This is a genomic window from Pseudomonas sp. Tof1 (genome assembly GCF_055390395.1).
On the sequence record NZ_AP024344.1, the window covers coordinates 2,043,483 to 2,067,490 of the forward strand.

General features: G+C 63.1%; 21 protein-coding genes. 13 read left to right on the forward strand and 8 right to left on the reverse strand.

Translation table 11 applies throughout. The annotated features are described in order from the left end of the window. Positions 1–193 precede the first annotated feature (193 nt). Positions 194–1,657, forward strand: a complete 1,464-nt coding sequence (locus ACZ5KU_RS09470) for a glyceraldehyde-3-phosphate dehydrogenase (RefSeq protein WP_054057095.1) — start codon at positions 194–196, stop codon at positions 1,655–1,657. A gap of 179 nt (positions 1,658–1,836) precedes the next feature. Here ACZ5KU_RS09470 and tcuC read toward each other — a convergent pair whose 3' ends face one another. Further along, positions 1,837–3,123: an MFS transporter gene (gene tcuC / locus ACZ5KU_RS09475; protein ID WP_017906674.1), complete on the reverse strand. Its 1,287-nt coding sequence runs from the start codon at positions 3,121–3,123 to the stop codon at positions 1,837–1,839. Positions 3,124–3,434: 311 nt separating this feature from the next. Between tcuC and ACZ5KU_RS09480 the strand changes: the two genes are divergently transcribed. Both ACZ5KU_RS09480 and sthA read left to right on the forward strand, forming a co-directional pair. After that, the gene (locus ACZ5KU_RS09480; RefSeq protein WP_152974440.1) at positions 3,435–4,457 is read left to right on the forward strand and encodes an FAD:protein FMN transferase; all 1,023 of its coding nucleotides are present in this window, start codon (positions 3,435–3,437) and stop codon (positions 4,455–4,457) included. Between the two features lie 166 nt (positions 4,458–4,623). After that, positions 4,624–6,018: a Si-specific NAD(P)(+) transhydrogenase gene (sthA, locus tag ACZ5KU_RS09485; protein ID WP_054060446.1), complete on the forward strand. Its 1,395-nt coding sequence runs from the start codon at positions 4,624–4,626 to the stop codon at positions 6,016–6,018. A 42-nt stretch (positions 6,019–6,060) separates the two neighbouring features. On the opposite strand, the gene ACZ5KU_RS09490 is transcribed toward sthA, so the two are convergent. Together ACZ5KU_RS09490 and ACZ5KU_RS09495 are read right to left on the reverse strand one after the other, a co-directional pair. Next, complete coding sequence (locus ACZ5KU_RS09490) at positions 6,061–6,783, reverse strand: glycerophosphodiester phosphodiesterase (protein ID WP_054060447.1); 723 nt, start codon at positions 6,781–6,783, stop codon at positions 6,061–6,063. A gap of 64 nt (positions 6,784–6,847) precedes the next feature. Further along, entirely contained in the window at positions 6,848–7,435 is a 588-nt protein-coding gene (locus tag ACZ5KU_RS09495) for a PilZ domain-containing protein (RefSeq protein ID WP_054060448.1), read from the reverse strand. A 95-nt stretch (positions 7,436–7,530) separates the two neighbouring features. On the opposite strand from ACZ5KU_RS09495, the gene ACZ5KU_RS09500 reads away from it, so the two are divergent. From ACZ5KU_RS09500 to ACZ5KU_RS09510, 3 genes are all read left to right on the forward strand, one after another. Then, on the forward strand, positions 7,531–8,781 hold the full coding sequence (locus ACZ5KU_RS09500) for a lipoprotein-releasing ABC transporter permease subunit (RefSeq protein ID WP_464737062.1): 1,251 nt from the start codon (positions 7,531–7,533) through the stop codon (positions 8,779–8,781). A gap of 7 nt (positions 8,782–8,788) precedes the next feature. Next, entirely contained in the window at positions 8,789–9,472 is a 684-nt protein-coding gene (lolD, locus tag ACZ5KU_RS09505; RefSeq protein WP_162491352.1) for a lipoprotein-releasing ABC transporter ATP-binding protein LolD, read from the forward strand. Between the two features lie 67 nt (positions 9,473–9,539). Then, positions 9,540–10,784, forward strand: a complete 1,245-nt coding sequence (locus ACZ5KU_RS09510) for a lipoprotein-releasing ABC transporter permease subunit (protein ID WP_054060450.1) — start codon at positions 9,540–9,542, stop codon at positions 10,782–10,784. A 110-nt stretch (positions 10,785–10,894) separates the two neighbouring features. On the opposite strand, the gene ACZ5KU_RS09515 is transcribed toward ACZ5KU_RS09510, so the two are convergent. Together ACZ5KU_RS09515 and ACZ5KU_RS09520 are read right to left on the reverse strand one after the other, a co-directional pair. Further along, on the reverse strand, positions 10,895–12,256 hold the full coding sequence (locus tag ACZ5KU_RS09515; RefSeq protein ID WP_054063876.1) for a heavy metal sensor histidine kinase: 1,362 nt from the start codon (positions 12,254–12,256) through the stop codon (positions 10,895–10,897). Then, on the reverse strand, positions 12,256–12,936 hold the full coding sequence (locus tag ACZ5KU_RS09520; RefSeq protein ID WP_054063875.1) for a heavy metal response regulator transcription factor: 681 nt from the start codon (positions 12,934–12,936) through the stop codon (positions 12,256–12,258). Before ACZ5KU_RS09520 ends, ACZ5KU_RS09515 begins: the two co-directional genes overlap by 1 nt. A gap of 155 nt (positions 12,937–13,091) precedes the next feature. Between ACZ5KU_RS09520 and copI the strand changes: the two genes are divergently transcribed. Then, a complete protein-coding gene (copI, locus tag ACZ5KU_RS09525; RefSeq protein WP_054060716.1) occupies positions 13,092–13,622 on the forward strand; it encodes a copper-resistant cuproprotein CopI in 531 nt (176 codons plus the stop codon). 81 nt (positions 13,623–13,703) lie between these two features. After that, the gene (gene queF, locus ACZ5KU_RS09530; protein WP_054060715.1) at positions 13,704–14,534 is read left to right on the forward strand and encodes an NADPH-dependent 7-cyano-7-deazaguanine reductase QueF; all 831 of its coding nucleotides are present in this window, start codon (positions 13,704–13,706) and stop codon (positions 14,532–14,534) included. Positions 14,535–14,662: 128 nt separating this feature from the next. Here queF and acnB read toward each other — a convergent pair whose 3' ends face one another. Continuing rightward, a complete protein-coding gene (gene acnB / locus ACZ5KU_RS09535) occupies positions 14,663–17,263 on the reverse strand; it encodes a bifunctional aconitate hydratase 2/2-methylisocitrate dehydratase (protein WP_054060714.1) in 2,601 nt (866 codons plus the stop codon). Positions 17,264–17,717: 454 nt separating this feature from the next. On the opposite strand from acnB, the gene ACZ5KU_RS09540 reads away from it, so the two are divergent. Next, positions 17,718–18,188 carry a DUF1289 domain-containing protein gene (locus ACZ5KU_RS09540; RefSeq protein ID WP_054060713.1) on the forward strand — a complete coding sequence of 157 codons (471 nt, stop codon included), beginning with the start codon at positions 17,718–17,720 and terminating at the stop codon, positions 18,186–18,188. Positions 18,189–18,206: 18 nt separating this feature from the next. Here the strand turns inward: ACZ5KU_RS09540 and ACZ5KU_RS09545 are convergent, their stop codons facing one another. Beyond that, positions 18,207–19,067 (reverse strand): universal stress protein, encoded by an 861-nt coding sequence (locus ACZ5KU_RS09545; RefSeq protein WP_054060712.1) that lies wholly within the window; start codon positions 19,065–19,067, stop codon positions 18,207–18,209. A gap of 216 nt (positions 19,068–19,283) precedes the next feature. On the opposite strand from ACZ5KU_RS09545, the gene ACZ5KU_RS09550 reads away from it, so the two are divergent. Further along, on the forward strand, positions 19,284–19,889 hold the full coding sequence (locus ACZ5KU_RS09550; RefSeq protein WP_054063874.1) for a MiaE family protein: 606 nt from the start codon (positions 19,284–19,286) through the stop codon (positions 19,887–19,889). A gap of 158 nt (positions 19,890–20,047) precedes the next feature. Here the strand turns inward: ACZ5KU_RS09550 and ACZ5KU_RS09555 are convergent, their stop codons facing one another. Further along, entirely contained in the window at positions 20,048–20,452 is a 405-nt protein-coding gene (locus ACZ5KU_RS09555) for a type II toxin-antitoxin system HicB family antitoxin (RefSeq protein WP_054060717.1), read from the reverse strand. Positions 20,453–20,816: 364 nt separating this feature from the next. Between ACZ5KU_RS09555 and ACZ5KU_RS09560 the strand changes: the two genes are divergently transcribed. From ACZ5KU_RS09560 to ACZ5KU_RS09570, 3 genes are read left to right on the forward strand one after another with little or no spacing between them, the layout of a single operon-like run. Further along, on the forward strand, positions 20,817–21,299 hold the full coding sequence (locus ACZ5KU_RS09560; RefSeq protein WP_054060710.1) for a MarR family winged helix-turn-helix transcriptional regulator: 483 nt from the start codon (positions 20,817–20,819) through the stop codon (positions 21,297–21,299). After that, entirely contained in the window at positions 21,289–22,758 is a 1,470-nt protein-coding gene (locus ACZ5KU_RS09565; protein WP_273826347.1) for an efflux transporter outer membrane subunit, read from the forward strand. Before ACZ5KU_RS09560 ends, ACZ5KU_RS09565 begins: the two co-directional genes overlap by 11 nt. 15 nt (positions 22,759–22,773) lie before the next feature. Then, entirely contained in the window at positions 22,774–23,976 is a 1,203-nt protein-coding gene (locus ACZ5KU_RS09570) for an HlyD/EmrA/EmrK family protein (RefSeq protein WP_054059621.1), read from the forward strand. Positions 23,977–24,008: the final 32 nt, after the last annotated feature.

Sequence of the window (24,008 nt, forward strand, 5' to 3'; positions counted from 1 at the left end):
GCTGTGTTTCGGAGGGTTACAGACAAGTCATGTCCTTTGCCCCAAAATAGGGCGCTCTGAAAGCCGCGTGTTTACTGGCCTGCGTGAGAGTCGTGATTTTTTCGAGGGAATTTTGTGTGACGAAGGGCGACAGTCGCGCATTGCTCGCAGAGCGACTCGGCGGCATAATGTAGCCCCTTTTTTAAGCCCCTACATGTGGAAGGTTCCCGTGACTCAGAAGCCCGACCAGTGTCTTGGTGAGTGGATTGATCGTGAAGCACTTGCAGAAGCGATGATTCCGCTGATCGGTCAGCTCTACCGCAACAACAATGTGGTGAGCTCGATCTATGGCCGCAGCCTGATCAACCAGTCTGTCATCGCGATTCTCAAGGCTCACCGCTTTGCTCGTCATCGTCAGAGCGACGATGCCGAACTGTCCGTCCACGAGACTTTCCCGCTGCTCAAGGCCATGAGCGAGCTCAAGCTGGGCGCCGCTTCGGTGGACCTGGGCAAGCTGGCGGTGAAATTCAAGGAACAAGGCAACGGCCGTAGCGCCGAGCAGTTCGTCCGTGAAGAACTGGCCGACGTGGTTGGCCAGCAGAACGCGGCCGCCCGCAAGGGTACCGACGTGGTGCTCTACGGCTTCGGTCGTATCGGTCGCCTGCTGGCCCGCATCCTGATCGAGAAGACCGGTGGCGGCGACGGCCTGCGCCTGCGTGCCATCGTCGTACGCAAGGGTGCCAACAACGACCTGACCAAGCGCGCCAGCCTGCTGCGTCGTGACTCGGTACATGGTTCGTTCAACGGTACCATCGTCATCGACGAGGAAAACAACACCATCACCGCCAACGGCAACCTGATCCAGGTTATCTACGCGAAGAACCCGACCGAGGTGGACTACACCCAGTACGGCATCAAGGACGCCCTGCTGGTGGACAACACCGGTGTATGGCGTGACGCCGACGGCCTGGGCCAGCACCTGGCCTGCCCGGGTATCGACCGCGTGGTCCTGACCGCGCCGGGCAAGGGCAAGCTGAAGAACATCGTGCACGGTATCAACCATGCCGAGATCACGGCCGAGGACAAGATCGTTTCGGCGGCGTCCTGCACCACCAACGCCATCGTTCCGGTACTGAAGGCGGTCAACGACAAGTTCGGTATCGTCAACGGTCACGTTGAAACCGTTCACTCGTACACCAACGACCAGAACCTGATCGACAACTTCCACAAGGGCGATCGCCGTGGCCGCAGCGCCGCGCTGAACATGGTCATCACCGAAACCGGCGCTGCCACCGCTGCCGCCAAGGCCCTGCCTGAGCTGGCCGGCAAGCTGACCGGTAACGCGATCCGCGTTCCGACGCCGAACGTGTCGATGGCGATCCTGAACCTGAACCTGGGCACCGCCACCACTCGCGAAGAGATCAACGAGTACCTGCGCTACATGGCGCTGCACTCGGACCTGCACAAGCAGATCGACTTCGTGAACTCGCAGGAAGTGGTTTCCACCGACTTCGTCGGTTCGCGCCACGCCGGTGTGGTCGACGCCGAAGCGACCATCTGCAACGACAATCGTGTTGTTCTGTACGTCTGGTACGACAACGAATTCGGTTACAGCTGCCAGGTGGTCCGCGTGATGGAAGACATGGCCGGGGTCAACCCGCCAGCGTTCCCACGCTAAGCGACTGCAAATGAAAACGCCCCGACTTGTCGGGGCGTTTTTTTTGAGGCGTATTCAAGGATGGTTTGCAGGACATCTTTCGCGGGCAAGCCCTGCTCCTACAGTCCGAAGTCGTACCTGAATCCAATGTACGACCCAAACCTGTAGGCGCAGGGCTTGCCCGCGAAGCTTCTCTTATCTTACGCCGCGGTCTGCGCGGTGCGCAGCGCATGCTTGTTGCCACGGAACAGTACCAGCGTCGCGATCAGCCCCAGCACCGCTGCGCCGCTGAGCCAGATGCCCGGTGCCGCCTTGTTGTCCAGTACATGGATCAGGTAGGTGCAGGCCGCCGGCGTGAAACCGCCGAAGGTCGCGGTCGCCAGGCTGTAGGCCAGGGAGAAGCCGGTGGTACGCACTTCGGTCGGCATGATTTCGGTCAGGGCCACCACCATCGCACCGTTATACGAACCGTAGAGGAACGACAGCCACAGTTCGGCGATCAGCAGTCGGCTGAAGCTCGGGTCGGCCACCAGCCAGGACAGCACCGGGTAGGCGGTGAGGATGGCCAGGATGGTCGCCGCCAGCAGCAGTGGCTTGCGGCCGATCTTGTCGGAAACGCTGCCCATCACCGGCAACCAGAAGAAGTTCGACAGGCCGATGCACACGGTCACCAGCAGAGCATCGAAATCCGACAGGTGCAGTTCGGCCTTGCCGAAGGTCGGGGTGTAGGCGGTGATCAGGTAGAAGGACACCGTGGTCATCACTACCATGGCCATGCCTGCCAGGACCAGGCCGAAGTTCTGGCCGATCGAGCGCATCACTTCCGACAGGGTTGGGCGATGCTTGCGTGCCTGGAATTCGGGCGTTTCCTCCAGCGAGCGACGGATGATGAAGATCGCCGGAACGATCAGGCAGCCGACCAGAAACGGTACGCGCCAGCCCCATTCCCCCATCTGCTCGGGGCTCAGCCAGTGGTTCAGGCCCACGCCCAGCAGGCCGGCGAAGACCACCGCGGCCTGTTGGCTGGCGGACTGCCAACTGACGAAGAAGCCCTTGCGGCCCGGTGTCGAGATCTCGGCCAGGTAGACCGAGACGCCGCCTAGTTCAACGCCCGCGGAAAAGCCTTGCAGCAGGCGGCCCAGCAGCACCAGCAGGGGAGCGGCGACGCCGAGGGTCGAGTAGCCCGGTACGCAGGCGATCAGCACCGTACCGGCGGCCATCAGGGCCAGGGTGATGATCAGGCCCTGGCGGCGACCGTGGCGGTCGATGTAGGCACCGAGGAAAATCGCCCCCAATGGACGCATCAGGAAGCCGGCGCCAAAGGTGGCCAGCGAGAGCATCAGGGAAGCGAAGGCGCTGTCGGAGGGGAAGAAGGTTTTAGCGATGGCCGTGGCGTAGAAGCCATAGACCATGAAGTCGAACATCTCAAGGAAGTTGCCGCTGACAACGCGAAAGATCGCCTTGCCCTTGCCCGTATTCGAGGCCATTTTTATTCACTCACTTTGGCTGTCTTATAAGCAATCCTTCGTTTTGCTCGTCCTTACTGACTCTTTCAAGCATGCACACGCTGGCAGAACAGTTTTGTAACGATATGTGTATTAAGGTTGTCGGGCAACAAAAAAACGAGCTTGCTGGCTAAATGGCATAAGCCACGGGGTAGAGCGTTCGCCGTGGATCTTAGGGGAGTGGGAAGCATGCATTGCCCTGATGAATACTGGGCCTGCTTTAATTTGGCGCATAATGCGTAGCTCTGAATTGTGCCGACTGCGAGCCTATGCCCTCTCTTCAGTTCTTCAGGATGGTTCTGCGATCACCCGGCCCATGGCTGGCGGGTGCGGTCCTGGCGCTATCAAGCGGTTGCGACGGGCAGGGCGCGCTGGAGCGTTTTGGCGGCCCGACCATGGGCAGCAGCTACTCGCTCCAGTATGTGCGCCGTGCTGGCGGGCCAGCGCCTGCCAGGGTCAAGGACGAGGTCGAGGCGATCCTGGCCCAGGTCGACCGGCAGATGTCGACCTATCGCGGCGACTCGGACATCGTCCGCTTCAATGCTCTGCCGGCCAACCGTTGCCAGGTCATGCCGGCGTCGATTCTCGAACTGGTGCGCACGGGGGAGGCGCTGTCCGTTGCGAGTGACGGTGCCTACGACCTGACGGTCGAACCGCTGATGAATCTCTGGGGCTTCGGCCCGCAGGGGCGTGTGGAAAAGGTCCCGGATGCCGCGCAACTGGCGGCGGCCCGCCAGCGGGTCGGCCATGCCCATCTGCATGTCGATGGCGAACGCTTGTGCAAGGACGCCGCGGTGGAGGTCGATTTCGACAGCATTGCCGCAGGCTACACTGTGGATCGGATTGCCACGCGGCTGGCGCAGATGGGGATCGACAGTTTTCTCGTCGAGGTCACCGGCGAGCTCAAGGCCGTGGGGCGCAAGCCCGATGGCGGTTCCTGGCGGGTTGCCCTGGAGGCGCCGCGGGACGATCGGCAGGTCGCGCAACGGATCGTCGACATCGACGGTTATGGGGTGTCCACTTCAGGTGACTATCGCAATTATTTCGAGCAGGATGGCAAGCGCTATTCCCATACCTTCGATGCGTTGACCGGCGCGCCGGTCACCCATGACCTGGCGGCGGTCACGGTGATTCATCCCTCGACGCTGATGGCCGATGGCTTGTCGACGCTGTTGCTGATCCTCGGCCCGGAGCGGGGTTGGGACTATGCGGAAAAACACGATATCGCTGCTTTTTTTGTGATCCGTGCCGATAAAGCTTTCGTCACACGAACGAATTCGGCGTTTGACAGATTGCCGAAGGCTGCTGCGCATTAACATGTAGTGCAGGCAAAGCTGGCTTACGACGCGACCAAGGGTTAATGTGCGCGGCGTTCACGCATCTATAGACTGCACACCGAGATTTGATCCTTCATGTCGCTGCCGCGACGTGATTTAGCCGCAGGTGCCAGAGGGGTGCCTCGGCCTGTTCTGAGGAGTACGCATGGCTGTCTACAACTACGACGTAGTGGTACTGGGTTCCGGCCCCGCTGGAGAGGGTGCGGCAATGAACGCCGCCAAGGCAGGGCGCAAGGTCGCGATGGTCGACAGCCGCCGTCAGGTCGGTGGCAACTGCACCCACCTGGGGACCATCCCGTCCAAGGCCTTGCGTCACTCCGTGCGGCAGATCATGCAGTTCAACACCAACCCGATGTTCCGGGCCATCGGCGAGCCGCGCTGGTTCTCCTTCCCGGACGTGCTCAAGAGCGCCGAGAAGGTGATCGCCAAGCAGGTCGCCTCGCGCACCGGCTACTACGCCCGCAACCGGGTCGACCTGTTCTTCGGTACCGGCAGCTTCGCCGACGAACAGACCGTCGAAGTGGTCTGCCCCAACGGCGTGGTCGAAAAACTGGTGGCCAAGCACATCATCATCGCCACTGGCTCGCGTCCCTATCGCCCGGCCGACATCGATTTCAACCACCCGCGTATCTACGATAGCGACACCATCCTCAGCCTGGGCCACACTCCGCGCAAGCTGATCATCTATGGTGCCGGGGTGATCGGTTGCGAATACGCGTCGATCTTCAGTGGCCTGGGGGTACTGGTCGAGCTGGTGGACAACCGTGACCAGTTGCTGAGCTTCCTCGATTCGGAAATCTCCCAGGCGTTGAGCTATCACTTCAGCAACAACAACATCACCGTGCGCCACAACGAGGAGTACGACCGGGTCGAGGGCCTGGACAACGGGGTGATCCTGCACCTGAAGTCGGGCAAGAAGATCAAGGCCGACGCCTTGCTCTGGTGTAACGGCCGTACCGGCAACACCGACAAGCTGGGCATGGAGAACATCGGCGTCAAGGTCAACGGCCGTGGCCAGATCGAGGTGGACGAGAACTACCGTACCTGCCAGCCGAACATCTACGGTGCCGGCGACGTGATCGGCTGGCCGAGTCTGGCCAGTGCCGCCCACGACCAGGGCCGCTCGGCCGCGGGCAGCATCGTCGACAACGGCAGCTGGCGGTATGTCAACGATGTGCCAACCGGTATCTACACCATTCCGGAGATCAGTTCGATCGGCAAGAACGAGCATGAGCTGACCAAGGCCAAGGTGCCGTACGAAGTGGGCAAGGCATTCTTCAAGAGCATGGCCCGCGCCCAGATCGCCGGCGAGCCGCAAGGCATGCTGAAGATCCTGTTCCACCGCGAGACCCTGGAAGTGCTCGGTGTGCACTGCTTCGGCTACCAGGCTTCGGAGATCGTCCACATCGGCCAGGCGATCATGAACCAGCCGGGTGAGAACAACACCCTGAAGTACTTCGTCAACACCACCTTCAACTACCCGACCATGGCCGAAGCCTATCGGGTAGCTGCCTACGATGGCCTGAACCGGCTTTTTTGAGCGGCTCCGGCCGGTGGCCTGAGCCGGCCGGGGAGACCGATTTCAGCCTTTCCCAAGTGTGGCCGTGGCCAAACCGGGAAAGTCTGTAATCAGGCTATCGACGCCGAAGTCGGCGAGCCTGCGCATCAGCGCCGGCTCGTTGACTGTCCACACCGACACGTGCAGACCCTGACGCTGGGCCTTGAGCAGGCGTTCCGGGGTGCAGAGTGTCCAGTTCAGTGCCAGGAACTCGCAGCCATAGCTCTGGGCGACCTTCAGTGGGTCGAGCCAGGCATATTCGGCCACCAGGCCGCGTGACAGGTCCGGGGTCAGCTCCAGGGCGGCCTTGAGCACTTCGCGGGAGCTGGAGGTGATGGTGACCTTGTCCAGCAGGCCGAAGCGCTGTGCCAGTTCTCGAATCGCCAGTACCGTGGTCGCCGCGCGGGTGCGCGAGGCGCTCTTGACCTCCAGTTGCCAGTGCTCGAAATCGCACTGCTCGAACAGTTCCTCCAGGCGCGGGATCGGGCAGGCGGTGAGCCAGCCGGGGCCACCCTTGCGCGCATCGTAGGTCACCAGCTCGGCGGCGGTGTGCTCGACCACCTTGCCACGCCGGTCGGTGGTGCGTTTGAGGGTCGGGTCATGGATGACCATCAGTTCGCCATCCATGGACAGGTGCAAGTCCAACTCGCAGCGGCGGACGCCGTGTTTGAGGCATTCCTGGAAACTGGTCAGGGTGTTTTCCGGCGCTTCGCCTTTGGCGCCACGATGGCCATAAATCAGAGTCACGACTGCTCCTTACAAGGGAAAAATGATTCGGCAAGTAATCGGGGGCGCACGATGAACCCGAGGCTCAATGGGCCTCGGGGTCGTTCTGCTCGCGGGCCAGGCGCCGTTGCTGCGCCTGTTTCTGCAAGATATAGCGGGCCAGCAACTGGCGCTGGGCATCGGTCAATGATTCGAACTCGGTGCCGATTTCGAACGAGCCCAGGCTCTGCGGTTCGCAATGGGTGACCTTGGCCCGCAGCAACAGGCCCAGTGCCTGCGGCATCAGCACCAGCTTGATCGCCAGTCGGGTGCCGGCCGGGTAGGCCACGTCATGGCCGAACTCGATACCGCCTTCGGAGAGGACCACCGACTGCGGCTCGCCGATTTCGCCGAGGATGGTCATGGCCATCACCTGGCTCAGCAGATCGATGCGCTTGTTCTGGGATTTCAGGTAGGCTGAGAGGGCGCGGTCGCGCTCGGTGACCTGGCGCAGCAGGTGCTGCGACTCGAACTCGCTCAGGTGCAGTTCGCTCAACAGGTTGAAGAGCGGCGACGCATCCTGCAACACATCCTTGCCCGCTGCGTCGGCGGCGGACAGGGGGCGGATTTCCAGTGCGATCGTGTCCTCGATACGGTAGTATTCGCGGCGATCTTCTTCATCTAATGTCGACATGGCGAACCCAAGGCAGAGGCAATGGTCTGAGTGTAAAGCTGCTGACCCGCCCTCGCCACATGGACGTCTTCTTTTCCTTCGAACCAGCCCCCGACATGTTCAGACCACTCTTCGTATTTATCGGTACGCGTTATACCCGTGCAAAGCGTCGCAACCATTTTGTCTCCTTCATCTCCCTGACTTCGATCATCGGCCTCGCCCTGGGCGTGGTGGTGATGATCGTGGTGCTGTCGGTGATGAACGGCTTCGACCGGGAAATGCGCGATCGCGTGCTGGGCATGGTGCCCCACGCCACCATCGAATCGGGCGAGCCGATCAGCGACTGGCAGAGCCTGGCGGACAAGGTCCGGCAGAACCCGCAGGTGGCCGCCGTGGCACCCTTCACCCAGATGCAGGGGCTGCTGACCAACAACGGCCAGGTGCAGAAGGTGCTGCTCAACGCCATCGACCCGGCGCAGGAGCGCAAGGTGTCGATCATCGACCGCTTCATGCAGCAGGGCCAGCTCGATGCCCTGGCGCCGGGCAGCTTCGGCATCGTCATCGGTGACAAGGCCGCGACCAAGCTTGGCGTCGGCCTTGGCGACAAGCTGACCTTCGTCGCCCCGGAGGTTTCGGTGACGCCGGCGGGCATGTTCCCGCGGATGAAGCGCTTCACCGTGGTCGGGATCTTTCATGTCGGTGCCGGCGAGCTGGATGGCTACCTGGGCCTGACCAACCTCGACGACCTGGCGCGCCTGCACCGCTGGAAGCCGGACCAGGTCCAGGGGCTGCGGCTGAAGTTCGACGACCTGTTCCAGGCGCCGCGCACGGCCTGGGAGATCGCCCAGCAGTTGGGCGAAAACCATTACTACGCCCGTGACTGGACCCGTACCCACGGCAACCTGTACCAGGCGATCAAGATGGAAAAGGCCATGATCGGCCTGCTATTGCTGCTGATCGTCGCGGTTGCCGCATTCAACATCATTTCGACGCTGGTGATGGTGGTGAACGACAAGAAGGGCGATATCGCGATCCTGCGCACCCTGGGCGCCACGCCCGGGCAGATCATGGCGATCTTCATGGTCCAGGGCAGTGTGATCGGCGTGGTCGGCACACTCATTGGTGCGGCGGTGGGGATCTTCGCCGCGCTGAATGTCAGTGCCGCGATCTGCGCCCTCGAAGGCCTGATCGGCCACAAGTTCCTCAATGCCGACGTGTATTTCATCGACTACCTGCCGTCCCAACTGATGGCCGAGGACGTGTTGATGGTCTGTGGCGCGGCATTGGTCCTGAGTTTCCTCGCCACCCTGTATCCAGCCTGGCGTGCGGCGCGCACCCAGCCTGCGGAGGCGCTACGTTATGAGTGAGTTGGGCATGAGTGATAAAGCAGTGCTGAGTTGCCGCAACCTGGGCAAATCCTACGAGGAGGGCCCGGAGTCGGTGGTGGTGCTGTCCGGTCTGCAGCTTGAGCTGTACGCGGGCGAGCGGGTGGCGATCGTCGGCAGTTCCGGTTCGGGCAAGAGTACCTTGCTCAACCTGCTGGGCGGGCTGGATACGCCGTCCAAGGGGAGTGTCTGGCTGGCCGGCGAGGAGTTGTCGGCGCTGGGCGAAAAGGCCCGTGGATTGCTGCGCAACCGTGCGCTGGGCTTCGTCTACCAGTTCCACCACCTGCTGCCGGAATTCACCGCCCTGGAGAACGTCTGCATGCCGCTGCTGATCGGCCGTACGGCGATCCCCGAGGCGCGTCAGCGCGCCACGGCGTTGCTGGAGCGGGTAGGGCTGGGGCATCGCCTGGAGCACAAGCCGGCCGAGTTGTCCGGCGGTGAGCGCCAGCGCGTGGCGATCGCCCGGGCACTGGTGAACAAGCCCGGCCTGGTGATGCTCGACGAGCCGACCGGCAACCTCGACCACCATACCGCCCAGGGTATCCAGGACCTGATGCTGGAGCTCAGCACTTCGATGCAGACCGCGTTCCTGGTGGTGACCCATGACATGAACCTGGCGCGCCAGATGGACCGTGTGCTGCACCTGACCGACGGCAAGCTGGTCGCAATCTGATTCGCCCTGGCCGGCCCCGTGGGTGTCCTCGGTGGCCGGCTCGATTATTTTCTACGGTGGCCTGCGAATGTTCAGACCGTTATCGATTTTCATCGGCACGCGCTACACCCGTGCCAAACGCCGCAACCGTTTTGTCTCGTTCATCTCGATGACCTCGATGATTGGCCTCGCCCTGGGCGTGCTGGCGATGATCGTGGTGCTGTCGGTGATGAACGGCTTCCAGAAGGAAATGCAGTCGCGGATTCTCGGCATGGTGCCCCACGCGACCATCGTCGGGGTCAAGCCCATCGACGACTGGCAGCCGGTGGCTGCCGCGGCGATGCGCAATCCCCAGGTCACCGCGGCGGTGCCGTTCACCGAGATGGACGGCATGCTGTCGTACAAGGGGGCGATGCAGCCGATCCAGATCAGCGGGGTCGACCCGGCCCAGGAAGGCAAGGTCTCGATCGTTGCCCAGCATATCGTCCAGGGCAGGCTGGAAGACCTGAAGCCGGGCGAGTTCGGCGTGGTGATCGGTGAGATCACCGCCCGGCGTTTCCGCCTCAATGTCGGCGACAAGCTGACCCTGATCGTCCCGGAAGTGAGCCCCGATCCGGGTGGCATCACCCCACGCATGCAGCGCCTGAACGTGGTGGGCGTGTTCAAGGTCGGTGCCGAACTGGATGGTTCCATGGCGTTGATCCACATGGCCGACGCGGCGCAGATCCAGCACTGGCAGCCGAACCAGGTGCAGAGCGTGCGCCTGGCGGTCAAGGACCTGTATGCCGCGCCGCAGGTCTCCACCGCCATCGCCGGCGACCTGGGCGCCGGCTACAAGGCCGATGACTGGACTCACACCCAGGGGAGCCTGTTCAGCGCGATGAAGATGGAAAAGACCATGATCGGCCTGTTGCTGCTGATGATCGTCGCGGTGGCGGCGTTCAACATCATCGCGACGCTGATCATGGTGGTGAACGACAAGGGCGCGGACATCGCCATCCTGCGTACCATCGGCGCCACGCCGCGGCAGATCATGGCGATCTTCATGGTCCAGGGCACGGTGATCGGTATCGTCGGCACCCTGATCGGCGGTGTGCTCGGCGTGATCGCGGCGTTGAACGTCAGTGAGCTGGTGGGCTGGATCGAGCGGATCAGCGGGCAGCACATCTTCAGTTCCGACGTGTACTTCGTCAGCAACCTGCCGTCGCAGTTGCAGGGGGGAGATGTGGTGTTGATCTGTTCGGCCGGGTTCATCATGAGCTTTCTCGCGACGCTCTATCCGGCGTATCGCGCGGCGAAGACCGAGCCGGCGCAGGCGTTGCGCTACTCGTAAGCCGGGATACCGTTTTCGCGGGCAAGCCCGGCTCCTACAGATCGGTGTCGTATGCATCATGGGTGAACGACGCCGGACTGTAGGAGCCGGGCTTGCCCGCGAAGAGGCCCTCAAGCCTGGCACGGCAATTCGATGATGAACCGTGTCCAGCCTCCCTCCGATTCACAATGAATCCGCCCACCATGGGCCCGCACGATCGACTGGGTAATCGCCAGTCCCAGGCCGGCATGCTCGTTGCTCCCTTCATGGCGGGCCGGATCCGCCCTATAGAACCGGTCGAACAGCCGCGGCAGCGCTTGCGCCGCGATCCCTTCACCGCTGTTCTGCACACTGACACGCAGGCCTGCTGCCGTCGTCTCCAGATTGATCCGGATTTCACCACCCATCGGCGTGAAGCGCAGCGCGTTGTCCAGCAGATTGGACAGCGCCCGGCGCAACATGCTGCGATCGCCCAGCAGTTTCGCCGTGCCGCTGCGGCTCACGCGGACCTGGTTGTCTTCGGCCAGTGGTGCGAAGAACTCCAGCAGCACATCGGCCTCGTCGGCCAGTTCCAGCTGCTCGAACCTCGGGTTCAGCAGGCCATGGTCGGCCTTGGCCAGGTACAGCATGTCGTTGACCAGTTGCGCCATCCATTGCAGTTCCTCGAGGTTGCTGTGCAGCGCCTCGCGATAGTCCTCGAGTGGGCGTGGTCGGGTCAGGGTGACCTGGGTGTGGGTGAGCAGGTTCGACAGCGGCGTGCGCAGTTCGTGGGCGATATCGGCGGAGAACGCCGAGAGTCGCTGGAACGAGTCCTCCAGGCGCCCGAGCATGGCGTTGAAGGCCTGCCCCAGCTCGGCCAGCTCCGCCGGCATCTGCCCGATGCCTAGGCGTTGGGTCAGCGAGTGGGCGCAGATGCCGCCCGCCACTTCGCTCATGCGTCGCAGGGGGCGCAGGCCGCTGCGGGCGGCCCAGGCGCCGAGCAGGGCGGTGGCCAGGGCCGAAAGGCCGACCGTCAGCCAGATCAACTGCTGCATGCGCTGCAGGAAATGCTGGTGATGGGTGATGTCGAGGATCAGCGTCAGTTGGGCGGAGTCCGCCCGGCCCGGCGTCAGCGGTACATTGAAGATCCGGTAGGCGCTGGTGCCGCTCAGCAGGCTGTTCAGTCCGGCTTGGGCGGGCAGTTTCTCGGGCAGGGCGCGGGCGCTGTCGAACCAGAGCTGGCCGTCGGCGCCGTGGATTCTCAGGGCCAGGTCGGGGCGCAGGTTGATTTCGCCTTGCAGGCGCTCGTGCAGCGGCTGGAAGTCGCCGAGGTCGGCCACCTGGCCCAGCAGGCTGCGCAGTTCGGCCAGGCGCCCATCCAGCAACTGCTGGTCGAGTTCGACGAAGTGCGACTCGCTGGCCCGGCTGAACAGCACGCCGGCCACCAGCGACACCGTTGCGGTACAGGCGGCGAACAGCAGCGCCAGGCGCCCGGCGAGAGACAGACGCCGCATCACAGGGCCCGTTCTTCGAGTACGTAGCCCATGCCGCGCACGGTATGGATCAGCTTGTTGGAGTGGGCATCATCGATTTTCAGGCGCAGGCGGCGGATGGCGACCTCGATGACATTGGTGTCGCTGTCGAAATTCATGTCCCAGACCTGGGAAGCGATCAGCGATTTGGGCAGCACTTCGCCCTGGCGGCGCAGGAGCATTTCCAGCAGGGCGAATTCCTTGGCGGTCAGGTCGACGCGCTGGCCGGCCCGTTCGACCCGGCGGCGGATCAGGTCCAGGCGCAGGTCGGCAACCTGCAGGCTGGTGTCCTGGGTATTGCCGCCACCACGGCGCAGCAGGCTGCGGACCCGGGCCAGCAGTTCGGAAAAGGCGAAGGGCTTGACCAGGTAGTCGTCGGCACCCAGTTCCAGGCCGTGGACCCGGTCTTCTACCGCGTCGCGGGCAGTGAGGAACAGCACCGGGATTTCCAGGCCGGCGGCGCGCACCGTCTGGAGGATCTGCCAGCCGTCGCGGCCGGGCAGCATGACGTCGAGGATCAGCAGGTCGTAGTCGCCGGTCAGCGCCAGGTGCTGGCCGCTGGTGCCATCCGCCACCAGCTCGCAGTTGAAGCCGGCCTCGTTGAGGCCCTGGCGCAGGTATTGGCCGGTTTTCGCTTGGTCTTCGACGATCAGCAGTTTCATGGATGACTCGTGGCAAATGGAACGGTAACGTTATACAGGTCGTCCGGCGCTTCGGGCCCAAGCTGACAAAGTTGTAATCTGCCGGTCAGGCTGGTGGCAGCGCTCTGGTTCTACAGTCTTGCACAGAGTGAAACCTATTCCATTGGAGTGTGACCATGTTTGTGCGCAACAGTCTCGTGTTTGCCGGCCTGCTGCTGAGTTCCGCGGCCCTGGCCTCGCCCGCCGGGCATTATGACTTCGGTCAGCCGGCACCGGCCTCGAAGGCGACCCGTACCATCGAAGTGACCATGACCGATATCGCTTTCGATGCCAAGGAGCTGGAGGTCAAGGCCGGCGAGACCGTGCGTTTCGTGCTGGTCAACAAGGGTCAATTGCTGCATGAGTTCAACCTGGGCGAGGCGGCGATGCATGCCGCGCACCAGCAGGAAATGCTCAAGATGCAGCAGAGCGGCATGTTGACGCCGACCGGCATGAAGATGCCGGCGATGGATCATTCCAGCATGGCGGGCGGTGCCATGGATCACGGCATGATGAAGCATGACGACCCCAACAGCGTGCTGGTCGAGCCAGGCAAGACCGCCGAACTGACCTGGACCTTCAGCAAGGCCGGCAGCCTGGAGTTCGCCTGCAATATCCCCGGTCACTACCAGGCGGGCATGGTTGGCCGGCTGAAAATTGACCGCTGAGGCAGGTCGTCTGCCTTTGCACGCTGAAAGCCGGGCGTAAACCCGATAGACTTGTCGGGTTCATTCTTTCAGGTTTTCGTTATGCATCCCGCAGCCGAACATTCGCCGCTGGGCAAGTCCAGTGAATACATCGCCACTTATACGCCATCCTTGCTGTTCCCGATTCCGCGCGCCGCGAAATGGGCCGAGCTGGGGTTGAGTGCCGAGACCTTGCCCTATCACGGCGTGGACTTCTGGAACTGCTTCGAGCTGTCCTGGCTGCTGCCGTCCGGCAAGCCGGTGGTGGCCATCGGCGAGTTCAGCATTCCGGCCGACTCGCCGAACATCATCGAGTCCAAGTCGTTCAAGCTGTATCTCAACTCCCTGAACCAGACGCCGTTTGCCGATATCCCGAGCCTGGAGGCGGTGCTGCGCGCCGATCTGTCGGCGGCGGCGGGCAAGCCGGTGGGGGTGCGTATTCGTCGGCTGGGCGACGTACAGGCAGAAGGTGTGGTGGCCTTGCCGGGCACCTGTATCGATGACCTGGATATCAGTGTCAGTGACTACGCCCATCCGCGTCCTGAGCTGCTGCGTTGCGATCCGTCGCGCGTGGTCGAGGAAAGCGTGCACAGCCATCTGCTCAAGTCCAACTGCCCGGTGACCAGCCAGCCGGACTGGGGCAGCGTGGTGGTGGAATATCGTGGGGCCGCGCTGGACCATGCCAGCCTGCTGGCGTACCTGGTGAGTTTCCGTCAGCACTCGGACTTCCACGAGCAGTGCGTGGAGCGGATCTTCCTCGACCTGCAGCGGTTGCTCAAGCCGGAAAAACTGACGGTGTATGCGCGCTATGTGCGCCGGGGCGGGCTGGATATCAACCCGTACCGCAGTACCGAGGTGGTGGCGTTCCAGAACCGGCGGCTGGTACGCCAGTAACCCATCTGGTACGCCCCTGTGGGAGGCGGTTCCCCTCAGAGCTGACGGCTTCTGCGCAGCGGGTCAGGCCAAGTGAGCAGGCATGAAAAAGCCCCGACGAGTCGGGGCTTTTTCCATTGCGCTGTCGCTTAGGCCTGAACGACCGGGATCTTCGCGTTGGCCGCGGCTTCGCGGAACTCGGCGATCTGGTCGAAGCTCAGGTAGCGATAGATGTCGGCAGCCATGCTGTCGATGTTCTTCGCGTACTCCATGTACTCCTCGACGGTCGGCAGCTTGCCGAGAATCGAAGAGACCGCCGCCAGCTCGGCCGAAGCCAGGTAGACGTTGGTGGAGTCACCCAGGCGGTTCGGGAAGTTACGGGTCGAGGTGGAGACCACGGTCGAACCGGTCTGCACACGTGCCTGGTTACCCATGCACAGCGAGCAGCCCGGCATTTCCATGCGCGCACCGGCCTTGCCGTAGATGCCGTAGTAGCCTTCCTCGGTCAGCTGGTGAGCGTCCATCTTGGTCGGCGGAGCCAGCCACAGACGGGTCGGGATGCCGCCCTTGACCTTGTCCAGCAGCTTGCCGGCAGCGCGGAAGTGACCGATGTTGGTCATGCACGAACCGATGAACACTTCGTCGATCTTGTCACCGGCAACGGTGGACAGCAGACGGGCGTCGTCCGGGTCGTTCGGCGCGCAGAGCACAGGCTCCTTGACGTCGGCCAGGTCGATCTCGATGACCGCGGCGTACTCGGCGTCCTTGTCGGCTTCCAGCAGTTCGGGCTTGGCCAGCCAGGCTTCCATCGCCTGGGCGCGACGCTCCATGGTGCGGGCATCGCCGTAGCCTTCGCCGATCATCCAGCGCAGCAGGGTGATGTTCGACTTCAGGTATTCGGCGATCGCCTCTTCCGGCAGCTTGATGGTGCAGCCGGCAGCGGAACGCTCGGCCGAGGCGTCGGACAGTTCGAAGGCTTGTTCGACGGTCAGGTCGTTCAGGCCTTCGATCTCCAGGATGCGGCCGGAGAAGATGTTCTTCTTGCCTTTCTTCTCTACGGTCAGCAGGCCCTGCTGGATCGCGTAGTAAGGGATGGCGTGAACCAGGTCGCGCAGGGTGATGCCAGGCTGCAGCTTGCCCTTGAAGCGAACCAGTACCGACTCGGGCATGTCCAGCGGCATGACGCCGGTGGCGGCCGCGAAGGCCACCAGGCCGGAACCGGCCGGGAAGGAGATACCGATCGGGAAGCGGGTGTGGGAGTCGCCACCGGTGCCGACGGTGTCAGGCAGCAGCATGCGGTTCAGCCAGCTGTGGATGATGCCGTCGCCTGGACGCAGGGACACGCCGCCACGAGTCATGATGAAGTCGGGCAGGGTGTGGTGGGTCTTGACGTCGATCGGCTTCGGATACGCCGCGGTGTGGCAGAAGGACTGCATCACCAGGTCGGCGGAGAAGCCCAGGCAGGCCAGGTCCTTCAGTTCGTCACGGGTCATTGGACCGGTGGTGTCCTGGGAGCCGACGGTGGTCATCTTCGGTTCGCAGTAGGTGCCCGGGCGGATGCCCTCGACGCCGCAAGCCTTGCCGACCATCTTCTGCGCCAGGGTGAAGCCCTTGGTGCTGGCCGCCGGTGCTTCAGGTGCCTTGAACAGGTCCGATGGTGGCAGGCCCAGCTCGGCGCGAGCCTTGCCGGTCAGGCCGCGACCGACGATCAGCGGAATACGGCCGCCGGCGCGGACTTCGTCCAGCAGTACTTCGGTTTTCAGTTCGAAGCTGGTGACCAGCTCGTCGCTGCCGTGGCGGCGCACTTCGCCCTTGAACGGATAGACGTCGATGACGTCGCCCATAGCCAGGTTGGTGCAGTCGAATTCGATCGGCAGGGCGCCGGCGTCTTCCATGGTGTTGTAGAAGATCGGGGCGATCTTGGTGCCGAAGCAGAAGCCACCGGCGCGCTTGTTCGGTACGTACGGAATGTCGTCGCCGAAGAACCACAGCACCGAGTTGGTGGCGGATTTGCGCGAGGAACCGGTACCGACCACGTCACCGACGTAGGCAACCGGGAAGCCCTTGGCCTTGACCGCTTCGATCTGTGCCAGTGGGCCGACCGAACCTGGCTGGGAAGGCTCGATGCCGTCGCGGGCCATTTTCAGCATGGCCAGGGCGTGCAGCGGAATGTCGGGGCGCGACCAGGCGTCCGGGGCAGGGGACAGGTCGTCGGTGTTGGTTTCGCCAGGCACCTTGAACACGGTCAGGGTGTATTTCTCGGCGATGGCCGGACGGGCGGTGAACCATTCACCGGCGGCCCAGGATTCCAGGACGGCCTTGGCGTGGGCGTTGCCAGCCTTGGCTTTTTCAGCCACGTCGTGGAAAGCGTCGAACATCAGCAGGGTGTACTTGAGTTGCTCGGCGGCAACCGGCGCCAGCTCGGCGTCGTCCAGCAGGGCAACCAGGGTCTCGATGTTGTAGCCGCCCTGCATGGTGCCGAGCAGTTCAACCGCGCGCTTCTTGTCCAGCAGCGGGGACTTGGCTTCGCCCTTGGCCAGGGCGGAAAGGAAGCCGGCCTTGACGTAGGCGGCTTCGTCCACTCCAGGCGGAACGCGGTTGGTGATCAAGTCTACGAGGAAAGCTTCTTCGCCAGCCGGGGGATTCTTCAGCAGCTCGACCAGGCCTGCGGTTTGTTCGGCGTTAAGCGGCTGGGGCACGATACCCAGGGCTGCGCGCTCTTCGATATGTTTGCGGTAGGCTTCAAGCACAGTTATTACCCTCATCAGTGGTCCCAAATGGGTGTCCGGGACGCTCATCCAGAAATGCACGGCACTCATGCGCTGTAGGGGCTTTTTGGGCCGCTTGGCCAGAGTTTCCGCGATTTCCAACAGAAGCTGTTTTCAAAGTTTTACGCCTTCGGAACGGAGCAGATGAGGGTCGGCGCGGGAACTTCCGGGCGGAAATTCCCGAGCCAACGTCGTTCTTCAGGATGAGGGTGACTGACACCCGGCGGATGAAGCGCCCTGGGACGGCTCCACCCTAAACTGTGCTCGTGACGCTTTGAAAACAGCTTCCAACGGACATTGGCGCCTAAAAAGGCAGAACGATTCTACGGCATATTCCAAAGAAAGGTAAGGTAAGCCCTACAGGTTCGGGGGTGACCCTTGTTAGACAAAGGGCTAACATGCGGGCCTGTTTTGCTTCCGCGCGTTTGTCCTGCCCATGCCCAATCAGACTATCAAGACCCCCTGCGTCGGCCTCTGCTCCACGGTTTACGGTGACCTGGTGTGTCGCGGCTGCAAACGCTTCCACCATGAAGTGATCCACTGGAATGGCTACAGCGAGGAGCAGAAGCGTGCGGTGTGGCTGCGTCTGGAACAGTTGCTGGTGCAGGTGATGGTGGCCAAGCTGGAGGTGTTCGACCCGCTCAGGCTGCGCCAGCAACTGGAGGCGCGCAAGATCCGCTTCGTGCCCCATCAGTCGGAGTATTGCTGGGCCTATCAGCTGATTGCGCGAGGAGCGCGGGTGATCAACCAGCTGGAGGCCTATGGCATGGTGCTGCTGCCGGAGTTTCGTGACTGGGGGCTGCCGGAGTTGCGCGATGCCATCGATCGCGAGTTCTTCCTGCTGTCCGAGGCGCACTACGAGCGCTATATCGCGCCGGGGTTTCTCAAGGAGGCGCTGGGCCCCTGAACCGGACGCCGGCAGGCCTCAGCCCCTGGCCAGTTCCTCCAGGTGGTCGGTGATCTCCTGGGTCTTGAGCACCAGCACATCACTTTCCAGTGAGTCCAGCACCACTTCCGCGGTATTGCCGATCAGTGCCCCGGAAATCCCGGTCCGCGCCACCGTGCCGATCACCGTGACCACTGCGCCCAGCTTGTGGGCCGTGTGCGGAATCAAGACGTCCGCCGGCCCCTCGGCAATGTGCAGGTGTTCGTCATCGACGTCGAATTCCGCCTGGAAGGCCCGGCATTGCTCGCGATAGCGCGCCTCGATGGTTTCCCGCAACTGGTACACCGGATCGGCGGCCGAGAGCATCGGCGAGGGATGGGCGCTGATCACGTGAAGGTGGCCCTTGGCCAGGCTGGCTATGTCATAGCCATGATCGATGATGTTCGCATGCAGGTGTCGATGGCCCTCGTCGGCGTTGCCGACATCCACCGCGGCGAGAATCACCCCGCCGGCCCAGGGCGTCTCGGTCTTGACCATCAGCACCGCGCAGGGGCAGAAACGCAGCAGTTTCCAGTCCGAAGGGGTCAGCAGGGCCCTTTTCAGCGGGCTGTCGGGGCGGTGCTGCTTGATCACCAGGCCGCAGCCTTCGGCCTGTTGCACGCCGATGATGGTGTCGTGCAGGGTCTTGTCCCAGGACTGTTCCGCCGTGGCGCTGTAGCCGTCGTCATGCAACTGGCTCTTGAGCAGCGAGAGCAGGGCGCTATGGTCGTGCCGCGGGTCGCACATCAGCAGATGCAGGTGGGCATCCGTGACCTTGGCGATCAGTTTGGCGCGGTTGAGCGCCAGGCTGTGGGCGTGATCGGGGTCGAGTATCACCAGAATGCTGCGAATGGCTTGCATGGTCAGCGTGCTCCCAGAGGTTCGAAGGCGGCATGACCTAACTATAGTTGCCCTGCGTTCGCCCCGAACTTGATGCATATCAAGGACGATGGCTGGTGGTCCGCCCCGGGACCCGTATAATCGGCGGCCTTGAGTTGCCTGACCCCTTGTGAGCCCCATGTTGCCGATTCTTTCGTTGTTCGACCCCCTTCGCTGCGCACTGCCGGGAGCCTTCCTGTGAACCTGCCGGAAATTCATGAGTTTCTCGGCTGTCGCACGCCGGACGCCTGGGTGCAGGCGGCGCTGGCCGATCAGGAAACCCTGCTGATCGACCACAAGAACTGCGAGTTCAAGGCGGCGAGCACGGCCCTGAGCCTGATCGCCAAGTACCATTCGCATGTCGACCTGATCAACATGATGTCGCGGCTGGCGCGGGAGGAACTGGTGCACCACGAGCAGGTGATGCGCCTGATGAAGCGTCGTCGGATCGACTTGCGCCAGCTTTCCGCCGGCCGCTACGCCTCGGGCCTGCGCAAGGTGGTGCGCAACCACGAGCCGGTGAAACTGGTGGACACGCTGGTGGTCGGGGCCTTTATCGAGGCCCGCAGTTGTGAGCGTTTCGAGGCCCTGGTGCCGCACCTGGATGAAGAGTTGGGCAAGTTCTATTTCGGCCTGCTCAAGAGCGAGGCCCGGCATTTCCAGGGTTATCTGAAGCTGGCCTACCAGTATGGCGACGCTGCGGATATCGCCCGGGTGATCGACAAGGTCCGGCTGGTGGAGCAGGAGCTGATCGAGTCGCCGGACGTCGAGTTTCGCTTCCACAGCGGTGTCCCGGCTGTCTAGTGGCCTGTGTGGCTAATTCGCGCACTCAACGCCGGGTCCAGGGCTTCGCCAGACTGCGTTGCCATTCCTCGCCGTAGCTCGGCTACGACTCGTCATGGCGCCTTGCCTGGCAAACCCCTGGACCCGAATTTGAGTATTCGAATTAACCGTACAGGCCACTAGGCGCGAACCAGCTTTTCCAGTGCCGCCTCGGCCAGGAACGACGAGCGGCTCTTGATCCGGTGGTCGCGCACGTAGCGGTCGATGCGCTGGATCACGAAGCCGGGAAGGGTCACGTTGACCTTCTCGGTCTTGCCCAGGTAGGGCGAAATATCGATTTCCAGCAGGCCCCAACCCATTTCGGCAAAGTCGGGGTTTTGCCGGTGGGCCAGCAATGGCGACGGCATCGGTACCCGCTCGCCGCTCGAGGCGATTTCCTCCAGGCGGATGTGGGCGATTTCGATGGCGGCGTCATAGGCTTCCTCGAAGCTGTCGCCGGCGGTCACGGCGCCTGGAATGTCCGGGATCTGTACGCCGGTGGCGGTGTGTTCATCACCCCATTCAATGGCAATGGGATATTGCATGATGTCCTCCTGGGTGAGCCGGTTCATGGCAGGCCCGCCCGTTTCCTTGTTTTTCAACCCTTGAAGCCCTGACCACCTGGTTCAGGAAAGCCTGACTGTCCTTCCATCAGACAGCGATTTCGAAGGTGTTCCCAGAGTTATTTCTCGAAAGTCGGCGCCACTCGTCTCCCGGCAGGTGAGGCGAGGTGGCAGGGCCGGTGTTCAGTGCGCTTTCGTCCAAGCCGGAGGCTGCCTATTTCCGCCGGCTATCAGCCGGTGCCTTCCATCGGTTGTTTGAAAAGCTTGCTAACAATTTCTTTGACATTAACTGCCTAGGCAGTAATATCTGAGCAACTCTCTGCCTAGGCAGCTTTCTGGTGACTCTATGAAGCATTTCCTTCCGGAAGACTTTCACAACTGCCATCTCGGCCTGCTCCTGGGGCGCGCGGCGTTGCTCAAGGACCGGATCATCGATACCCACATGGTGCCGTACGGCATTACCGCGGCGCAGTTCAAGGTGCTGATCATCATGGCCCAGTTCGGCGTCGATTCGCCGGCCGAGCTGTGCCGCCACCTGTCCATCGACAGCGGCTCGATGACGCGGATGCTCGATCGCCTGGAGCAGAAGGAACTGCTGGTGCGCCAGCGTTCGGAGGGTGATCGGCGTCAGGTCCGTCTGGTACTGACCGAACAGGGCCAGGCCCTGGCGGACCGCCTGCCGGAAATCGGTGCCGACGCCATGAACGAATTGGCGGGTGCGATCACCCGGGACGAGCTGCAGACCCTGGAAGACATTCTCAAGAAGATTTTGCTGGCAGCCGGGGACTCGATCACCCAGTTGCGGCTGGGTGAAAAAAATGAACGGTAAAACCTTGCGCAGCGGTTTCAGTCTGATGTTCCTGGCGATGGCCCTGGCGGGCTGTGCCAGCTACCAGGGGCTGACGACGTCTGGAGTGAGCCTGGAGGCGAAGGATCTCAAGGCTGAACAGTCGCTCAAGGGTATCCGGCTGTCGCCGGCGGCCTGGCCGTCGAATGACTGGTGGAAAAGCCTGGGCGACCCGCAGCTCGACGGGCTGATCCAGGAAGCGCTGCGCGACAGCCCGGACATGCAGGTCGCCAGTGCGCGGACCCACCAGGCCAGCGCCGCGGCCTATGCCGCCGATGCCGCCCGCCTGCCGACCCTCGATGCCAGCGCCGGGGTGACCCGTTCCCGCCTGCCTCGTGACCAGGACCCGAGCGGGCAGGGTGGCAACTACGACACCGTGCGCAAGCTGGGCCTGGACTTCAACTACACCTTCGACCTCTGGGGCGGCCAGCGTGACGCCTGGGAGGCCGCGCTCGGTCAGGCGCGGGCTGCCGAGGTCGACCAGCAGGCGGCACGCCTGACCCTGGCCGGCGATGTGGCGCGGGCCTACAGCAACCTGGGCGAGGCGCATATCGTCTATGACCTGGCCAACGATGATCTCAAGCGCACCCGGCAGATGCTCGAACTGGGCCAGCGCCGCCTGAGTGCCGGAATCGACAGCCACTACCAGTATCAGCAGACCGAAAGCCTAGCCGCCAGCTCCGAGGAGCAGGTGATCGATGCACGCAAGAAACTGCAGAGCGCCAAGGTCGCCCTGGCCGTCTTGCTGGGCAAGGGGCCGGACCGCGGCAACGAGCTGGCCCGGCCGAAAATCCTCCAGCCCGCGGTGGTCGCCCTGCCTTCGAGCCTGCCGGCAGAGCTGCTGGGCCGGCGTCCGGACCTGGTGGCCGCGCGTTGGCGGGTCGAGGCCGCGAGCAAGGATATCGCCGCCGGCAAGACGCGTTTCTACCCCAATCTCAACCTGAGTGCCGCGGCCGGCACCGAGGCCTTGCTGGGCGACGCCCTGTTCGGTTCGGCCAGCCGTTTCTTCAGCATCGCGCCGACCGTTTCGCTGCCGATCTTCGACGGCGGCCGCCTGCGTGCCGGGCTCGATGCGAAGGATGCCGACTACGACCTGGCGGTGGCGCAGTACAACAAGAGCCTGGTCAAGGCGCTGGGAGATGTCAGCGACACGATCCAGCAGTTGCGCGAGATCGCCCGGCAGATCGCTGTCCAGCAGCATGCGGCGGATATCGCCCAGCAGTCCTATGACACCGTGGTCCAGCGTTATGGCGCCGGCATCGGCAACTACCTGGACGTGCTGACCATCGAGCAGACCCTGTTGCAGGCCCAGCGCCAGCTGGCGGAACTGAATGCCCAGCAGATCGACCTTTCCATTCAACTGATGCAGGCCCTGGGCGGCGGATTCCACGCCGAGAACATCGCCCTGGGCGATTCGAGCCCGGCTGCACGGACCCACTAATTCAAGGTACTTGTCATGGCTAACCCTGCCCAAAACAACTCCGTTGAAAACAACCCCGGTGCCGCCAACTCCGGCAAACGCAAGATCATGCTCCTGGCCCTCGCCCTGGTGGTCGCCGTCGGCGGCGCGGCGGTCTGGGGCTGGCACGAACTCTATGGCCGCTGGAGCGAAGGTACCGACGACGCCTATGTCAATGGCAACGTGGTGGAGATCACGCCGCAGATCACCGGTACGGTGGTCAGCATCGGTGCCGATGACGGTGACCTGGTCCATGAGGGGCAGGTGCTGGTGAACTTCGACCCGAGCGATGCCGAAGTCGGCCTGCAGAGCGCCGAGGCCAATCTGGCCAAGACCGTGCGCCAGGTGCGCGGCCTGTACAGCAACGTCGACGGCATGAAGGCCCAGGTGGTGGCGCAGAAGGCGGCCGTGCAGAAGGCCCAGGAAAACTACACCCGCCGCAGGAATCTCGCCGCCAGCGGTGCGATCTCCCAGGAGGAACTGTCCCACGCCCGTGACGACCTGACCTCGGCCCAGAGCGCCTTGAGCAACGCCGAGCAGCAACTCAACAGCAGCAATGCACTGGTCGACGACACGGTGGTGTCCAACCATCCCGATGTGAAGGCGGCCGCTGCTCAGTTGCGCCAGGCGTACCTGGCTCATGCCCGGAGCACGCTGGTCGCGCCGGTGACCGGTTATGTCGCCAAGCGCACCGTGCAGCTCGGTCAGCGTGTACAGCCGGGGGCCGCATTGATGGCGGTGATTCCGCTGGACCAGTTGTGGATCGATGCCAACTTCAAGGAAACCCAGCTGCGCCAGATGCGGATCGGCCAAGCGGTGGACATCGAGGCCGATCTGTACGGCAGCGACGTGAAATACAGCGGTACCATCGACAGCCTCGGCGCCGGTACCGGCAGCGCCTTCGCCCTGTTGCCGGCGCAGAACGCCACCGGTAACTGGATCAAGATCGTCCAGCGGGTGCCGGTGCGTGTGCACATCAACGCCGAGGATCTGGTCAAGCATCCGCTGCGGATCGGCTTGTCGACCCAGGTCGAGGTCGACCTGCACGACCAGAGTGGTCCGGTGCTGGCACAGCAGCCGCCCCAGAAGGCTTCGTTCAGCACCAACGTCTATCAGCAGCAGTTGGCTGACGCCGATGCGGTGATCAACCGCCTGATCCATGAGAACAGCGCAACGGCGGCCAAGACCGCGCAGCGCTGAGTCGCCAGTCCCCCGCTGCGGCCCTCGCGGTC